7 protein-coding genes are annotated in these 5,057 nt (G+C 67.4%); 1 reads left to right on the forward strand and 6 read right to left on the reverse strand.

Annotated elements, in window-relative coordinates; all coding sequences use genetic code 11:
* Positions 1–267 precede the first annotated feature (267 nt).
* Both AC5LUJ_RS18500 and AC5LUJ_RS18505 read right to left on the reverse strand, forming a co-directional pair.
* The gene (locus AC5LUJ_RS18500; RefSeq protein ID WP_250287212.1) at positions 268–1,002 is read right to left on the reverse strand and encodes an SDR family NAD(P)-dependent oxidoreductase; all 735 of its coding nucleotides are present in this window, start codon (positions 1,000–1,002) and stop codon (positions 268–270) included.
* Positions 999–1,214 (reverse strand): tautomerase family protein, encoded by a 216-nt coding sequence (locus tag AC5LUJ_RS18505; protein WP_250287214.1) that lies wholly within the window; start codon positions 1,212–1,214, stop codon positions 999–1,001. The genes AC5LUJ_RS18500 and AC5LUJ_RS18505 overlap by 4 nt, the downstream gene beginning before the upstream one ends.
* A gap of 99 nt (positions 1,215–1,313) precedes the next feature.
* On the opposite strand from AC5LUJ_RS18505, the gene AC5LUJ_RS18510 reads away from it, so the two are divergent.
* Positions 1,314–1,907 carry a TetR/AcrR family transcriptional regulator gene (locus AC5LUJ_RS18510; protein ID WP_250287216.1) on the forward strand — a complete coding sequence of 198 codons (594 nt, stop codon included), beginning with the start codon at positions 1,314–1,316 and terminating at the stop codon, positions 1,905–1,907.
* Positions 1,908–2,235: 328 nt separating this feature from the next.
* On the opposite strand, the gene AC5LUJ_RS18515 is transcribed toward AC5LUJ_RS18510, so the two are convergent.
* The 4 genes from AC5LUJ_RS18515 to AC5LUJ_RS18530 form a co-directional block, all read right to left on the reverse strand.
* Positions 2,236–2,778 carry a DUF1003 domain-containing protein gene (locus AC5LUJ_RS18515; RefSeq protein ID WP_250287224.1) on the reverse strand — a complete coding sequence of 181 codons (543 nt, stop codon included), beginning with the start codon at positions 2,776–2,778 and terminating at the stop codon, positions 2,236–2,238.
* A 316-nt stretch (positions 2,779–3,094) separates the two neighbouring features.
* Positions 3,095–3,931: a TIR domain-containing protein gene (locus tag AC5LUJ_RS18520; RefSeq protein WP_250287218.1), complete on the reverse strand. Its 837-nt coding sequence runs from the start codon at positions 3,929–3,931 to the stop codon at positions 3,095–3,097.
* A gap of 34 nt (positions 3,932–3,965) precedes the next feature.
* Entirely contained in the window at positions 3,966–4,118 is a 153-nt protein-coding gene (locus AC5LUJ_RS18525) for a hypothetical protein (protein ID WP_250287220.1), read from the reverse strand.
* Positions 4,119–4,349: 231 nt separating this feature from the next.
* Positions 4,350–4,847, reverse strand: a complete 498-nt coding sequence (locus AC5LUJ_RS18530) for an alpha/beta fold hydrolase (RefSeq protein WP_250291120.1) — start codon at positions 4,845–4,847, stop codon at positions 4,350–4,352.
* Positions 4,848–5,057: the final 210 nt, after the last annotated feature.

Below are 5,057 nucleotides of genomic sequence, written 5' to 3' on the forward strand. Positions count from 1 at the left end.
CGATACCGTCTGATCTGGTTTCGACACTTCGACAGCGGTTCGCTTTCGCTCGCCTTCCTGGTCCCCATCTGACGCATCTGATGCGCCTTTTCCTTATCGCTCACCACGACGGCCTGAGGGCTCGTAGTGACGGTTCCGGTGCGGGTCGTGTCGGTGGCTGAACGGTACGATGCTCCGGTGGGCAAGCTCGATTCGTGAGTCACGGAAGGTCCAGCCAGGCGGTCACGAGCGCAGATGAAGCGTTCCGGCGCGTCACACGGTCGGTGGCTACCGCGGCGCGGGTACGACCACGCTCGCGCCGCCGTCGACAGCGAGCGTTGCCCCGTGGAGATAGTCGGCCCCGGCGAGGTACGCGATCGCATCCGCGATCTCCTCCGGCCGGAACAGGCGGCCGAGCGGGAAGGCGCGGGTGAGGCCCTCAAGGACCTGGACGACGGCGTCAGTGCCGGGAGTGTGGGTGGGGCCCACCGCGATGGCGTTGACGTTCACACCGGACGGGCCGAACTCGGCCGCCCACGCGCGGGTGATCGATTCGAGTCCGGCCTTGACTGCGCCGTAGGCCGCCGATGTCGACGTGCCGACCCGCGCGGCGACGGTCGAGACGTTGACGACAGCGCCGTGCCCGCGCGCGGCCATCTTCGGGATCAGCGCCTGGCCGAGGAGGAACGGGGCGCGCAGGTTCACGTCGACCAACGCGTCGAAGAGGGCCTGGTTCGTCGCCGTGGTTGGCGCGAACCGGTAGTACCCGGCGTTGTTGACGAGAATGTCGACGTCGTCGAGGGCGGCGAGCGCGGTGAGGCCGCTGGGGGTCGCGAGATCGGCGATGACCGGCCGCGCGACCCCGCTGGCGTGCTCGATCCCGGCGACGACCTCCGCCGCCTTCGCCGCGTCGCGCCCGGTGACGATGACGTGGGCGCCGCGAGCGGCGAGTGCTTCGGCGGCGGCCCGGCCGATGCCGGACGTCGACCCGGTGACGAGCGCTGTGCGGCCGTCGAGGGTCATCGCTGCGCGGCCTTCGCCAGCGTGACGTCGACGGGGGTGCCCGCGAGTCCGTATCCGTCGCGGCTCGTCTCGTCGACGATTACGTAGACGTACGGACGGATCGCTTCGGCCTTCTCGACCTCGACGACGGCGTCGGTGATCCGGGCGATGAGCTCGGACTTCTGTACGGGGTCGAGCGAACCGGCCGGGATCTGAACGGTGACGACGGGCATGAGGGCGTCCTCTCCGACTAATACTATGGCGATCGCCATAGTATGGCGCCCACCATAGTATGGCCGGCAGCGAAAGACAAGGAGTCCAAGGGAGTCCAGATGCCGAGAACCTCAACCGCCCGCGGCGCCGCAATCGCTGCCGCTGCCGACCTGTTCCGCCGCCAGGGGTACGCGGCGACCGGCCTGGAGACGATCCTCGCCGCCAGCGGGGCGCCGAAGGGCTCGTTCTACCACCACTTCCCGGGCGGGAAGGAGGAGCTCGCCGTCGAGTCGATCGCGTTCAGCGGTGACCGGGTCCGAGAGCTGATCGATCACCTCGCCGCCGCGGCGCGCACACCTGGTGAGCTTGTCGCGGCGATCGCCGCGAAGCAGGCGGCGGACCTCCGAGAGTCCGGCTACGAGCGCGGCTGCCCCGTCGCGACGGTCGCCCTGGAGCTCGCCGGCATCACGGACGCGGTCGCGGAGACCTCGAGCGCCGCATTCGAGCGTTGGGCCGAGCCCCTCGCCGACAAACTCAGATGGGCAGGCCGGCCCGCAGCGGAGGCCCGGCGTCTGGCCCGCTGGGCAGTCGCCACGCTCGAAGGCGCGCTCCTGCTCGCGCGTACCGCCCGCGACGCGTCGATCGTGACCGACGCGGCCGCGATCACCGCCACCGTCCTCGACGGCGAGGCCTCGCCAGCTTCGACGGCGTGATGGGGCAGGTCACCGTCGTGGCGCGCTATCGAACTCGGACTGCCGCGCTGCCCGCCGCCCCGCTCATCGCCGCGCCGCTGTCGGGACGGCTCCGAGCTCGACGTTCACGCTGCCCGGCCGCCCGGATCTCCTCGACGCGCGACCGCAAGGGGCAACCTGATGGACCTGACGTGTCACACGATGTCGTACGTGCCGCCGATCCCGGACCGGCCGACTGCTTCACCGATCATCAGGAGTTTCCGAGGACGACGCTCTGAATCAGACTGCTCTTCAGGAAAGCGGCCTCGTCGACATCCTGACTCACGTAGTCGTCCCCGCGACGGTCGTTTCAGGGATGAGTCTCGTTCGTGATCTCCGAGAACCGCGGGGGCGCGGACGGCTGAACGATGTCCGCCCTGGCCTGCGCGATGATCTCCTGGGCGTGCCGCTCGATCTCCTCGGGGTCGAGACCAAGAGCCGTACCGATGTGGGCAGACCACACCATGGCCCGCAGGTCGGTTTCAAAATCGAGTTCGGCCCGCAGGTTCTGCCGTGCCGCCTCGCGGTTCTGGCTCACCATCACGAAGGTGGACAGGAAGATCGCTTCCAGGCTGACGATCATCGTGAGCAGTCCGAACGGATACGGATCGAAGACGCCAGCCCGGCCGAACACGCCCTCGTTCAGCAGAACCCAGACACCGAACCAGATGGCGTGGAGATACACGAACGGCAGGGAACCCGCAAACGACGTGATCGCATCGGCCGCGCGGTCCTGCGACGTGCGCATCCGCACGAAGAGGACCCGTTCATTGGGGACCCGTACGTGGGGGCGGCCACTGCCACCCCCACCGGCGCGGCGCGCCTGACTTTGATCATCAACGGAAGGGCTCATGGCACTCATACTCGGGGCTCCACCCACAGTGTCAGGTAGCTACCGGAAGAGCGACGAATCCGGTTACCGGCATCCAACGCCGTAGCCCTGCCGCCCGAAATTCGCGACCCGTCTCGCAACCCATCCCGATCACATGCGAAAGCGGAACCGGCGGCAAGGCAGGCGGGTTCGTAAGTGAGCTCCGGCTTGGCCGTGGCGGGTAGGGCTGACGCGGGTTAGCTCGCCGGCGAACCGGCCGGCGAGGGTACGGGCGTGCCAGCGCGGACGGGGGGCCGGACAAGAGATCTTGGACCGGCTCGTGCTGGAAGTATGCCTTTCAGGTCGGCTGACCCGACGACGCTGCGGCGCCGGAGTTAACGGCGTCTTCGAGACGGCGGATCACCTCCGGGCCGATCATCGCGTCGGCCTTGATACCAGCGCGGCGTTGAAACGCCTGCACGGCATGCTCGGTTCCCACGCCTGGAATGCCATCGATCGGCCCTCTGTAGTAGCCGAGGACCCGCAGGTAATCCTGAATTTGTCTGATCACACGACGCCGGATGACGCGGGATTCGAGCCAGTCATCGACAAGGCTTTCGCTGCGCGAGAGCAAGCCCCGCACCGCACGTTCAACGCCGACCGCCACCGACAGGTATGCCCGGTCCGGCTCTCCCCAGCTAGTGATCGGCTTTGCATCTTCCGGCAGCACCTGTAGGCGCGCGACCGGCAGGCGTTCCCAGCGACACGGACGAACGACCACGGGAACCAGCGCCAAGCTGCCTCGATCGTGCAGCTCAAGTGCCCTGCGCAACTCCCGGCCATACGCGTACTGCGAGGCGACGAAGTCCGCAGACAGGAGAGCGATCACTATGTCCGCCGACTCGAGGCGAGAGCTGATCTCCGAATCCCAGTCAGCCCCGGGCAGGAGCTCACGGTCATACCAGTCCACGACGATCTGCTCATGACGAAGCGGCGCGAGATGCTTGCGTAACTCCGCCAGGATCGGCTCATCCTCGTGAGCATAGGAGTAGAAGATCTTGAGCGGGCCACGGGAAGCGGCGCTACGCCCACTCCACGGGCGCTCCGATGCTCGCACAGTCAGGTTGTCCGACTCGCCGGGCGCCCGGCCGACATCGACTTGGTCTCCCATCACGCCTGCCTTAACCGTAAGCACCGTGTCCCGCTTGGCAGCAATATACGTCGACAGTTCAGGAGACCAGTAACGTGACGCCGATGGTGTTGTCGTGCACGCTCGCGGCGACCACGGTCACGGCGGCCGGCGTCCCGTCCGGGCTGGACGGGACGCGTCCGGAACCCGGGTCGACAAGGCCGACAAAAATGTCGATAACGCCGTTTGTCACCTTGTCAGGCGACCGAGAGAATCGCCGGCGACCGGAATCGAGTCCTCCCGCTCCTGGCTACATAGCGTAGCGCCTAGTTGTGGATCAATCATCATGCCGAGGCCCCGGGGAAGGCACGGCGTGGAAATGAGCGCGACCGAGCAGCGCTACGCCCCGCTCACGCGGGCGTTCACCCTGGCAACTGCGTCCAGCACGGCGGTGGCGAACAGGTCGGGATGGACCACCGGAAGATCATGATCGGCTGCTACCGGGATGACATGTGCCCCGAGCTGGTCGGCCAGTTGCCGTTGCAAGGCGGGGCGGCACAGTGTGTCGTTTGAGGAGAGCCAGCGGGGCTGCCGTCGCAAGAGTGGTCCACAACAGGCGGTCGCGGCGGTTCTGCCGGTAGTTCAGTGCGCAAGCTGTCAGGACCAGGCCCGCGACCCGCTGCGGATGAGCCAACGCCATATGCGTTCCCACCAAGCCGCCGAGGGAGAATCCGCACACGATCACGCGGTCGATATTCAGGACGTCGAGCACCGCTATGACGTCTTCGGCGCAGTCGGCGATGGAGAACTCCCCGGCGATCGGCAGTCCGCGTCCGTGGCCACGCTGGTCCAGGCCGACAATCGGATGCCGCTGGGACAGCGGTGGCAGCAACCCGAAGAAATTGACGTCCAGCGACCAGGTCCACCCGTGCAGCAGCAACACCGGCAGTACACCGTCCCGGTCGGCCCGGGTCTGCCGCACGAAAACCTCCCCGCGGCCGGGGACCTGCAACATACGACCGGGCGGCAGCTCGGGACGCCATCCCTGTATGTGTGAGCGCGATGCGCGGGCCGGTCGGAGGAAGCCTGCCGTGCGCCGCGCCGCGCCACGCGGACACGGGCTGTCTGCATGCTCGAAATTTACATGCAATCAGCTTGCGATCAGCGGCAGGGTGTCTCGCCCTGCCGCCTG

The sequence above is a fragment of the Protofrankia sp. CiP1_Cm_nod3 genome, from assembly GCF_982290655.1.

What these genes read in the sequence shown, in the direction of transcription:
- AC5LUJ_RS18515 (WP_250287224.1), bottom strand. Translation starts at nt 2,778, where the DNA reads ATGAGCCCTTCCGTTGATGATCAAAGTCAGGCGCGCCGCGCCGGTGGG.
- AC5LUJ_RS18505 (WP_250287214.1), bottom strand. Translation starts at nt 1,214, where the DNA reads ATGCCCGTCGTCACCGTTCAGATCCCGGCCGGTTCGCTCGACCCCGTA.
- AC5LUJ_RS18500 (WP_250287212.1), bottom strand. Translation starts at nt 1,002, where the DNA reads ATGACCCTCGACGGCCGCACAGCGCTCGTCACCGGGTCGACGTCCGGC.
- AC5LUJ_RS18510 (WP_250287216.1), top strand. Translation starts at nt 1,314, where the DNA reads ATGCCGAGAACCTCAACCGCCCGCGGCGCCGCAATCGCTGCCGCTGCC.